General features: G+C 70.3%; 1 pseudogene. It reads left to right on the top strand.

Going from position 1 to position 926, the window contains the following annotated elements:
* Window positions 1-926: pseudogene (locus WFN61_RS20695) on the top strand (type IV secretion protein Rhs); the annotation flags it as partial.

The following is a 926-nucleotide window of genomic DNA, read 5'->3' as shown; positions in this document are numbered from 1 at the left end:
CTTCCCGCAGCGGGTCACCGCCGCCACCCACTCCGGCGGGGATAAAACGTGGCCGCTGATGCGCTGGCGCTACGACGCGCGCGGACAGCTGGCTGCTGCCACCGACGCCGCGGGCGTGACCACGCGGGAGTACCGCTACAACGACCACGGCCTGATGGTCTGGCACCGCCTGGCGGGCGGGCCGGAGAGCGAGTACCGCTGGCAGCATGCTGACCACTGGCGGGTGGTGGAGACCCGGACCAGCACCGGCGACGGCTGCCGCATCGCCTATGACCTGGAGGCCGGGCTGACCACCGTGACCCGGTATGACGGGCACACGTGCCGTCACTACTGGAACGAGCAGCAGCTCATCACCCGCTTTGTCGATGAGCGGGGTGAAAGCTGGCGTTACGACTGGAACGAACACGAGCAGCTGGTGCGCCGCACCGACCCCGCCGGGCATGCCGTCACGTTCGTGTATGACGACGCAGGCAACCGGGTGCAGGAGACCGACGCGGACGGCAACATGCGGGCCACGCAGTGGCTGGGGCACCGCGCCCTGCCGGTGGCCGTCACGGAGCCGGACGGCAGGGTCACGCGCTTTTACTACGATGCGCACCACGGCCTGGCGCGTATCGTCGACGCCCTGGGGCAGAGCACGCTGTTTCATCGCGATGAATACGGCCGGGTGGTGGAGGAGGTGGATGCCGCCGGGAACAGCCGCCGCATGGAGTATAACGACGCCGGGCAGCTCATCCGCGCCACGGACTGTGCCGGGCGGGTGACCCGCTACCGCTGGCATCCCCGGGGCTGGCTCAGCGCAGAAATCACGGCGGACGGGGAGGAGACCCGCCGGGGTTATGACCCGGCAGGCCGCCCGGTGCTGCTGGCGCGGGCGGAGGGCTGGCAGGCGCGCCTCATCTGGAGTAAACAGGGCCTGCCGCTGG

The sequence above is a fragment of the Pseudescherichia sp. AS216 genome, from assembly GCF_037152055.1.
Taxonomy (GTDB): domain Bacteria; phylum Pseudomonadota; class Gammaproteobacteria; order Enterobacterales; family Enterobacteriaceae; genus Pseudescherichia.
The sequence above is the reverse complement of the archived record's forward strand: the minus strand, read 5'-3'. Positions and strand labels throughout refer to the sequence as shown.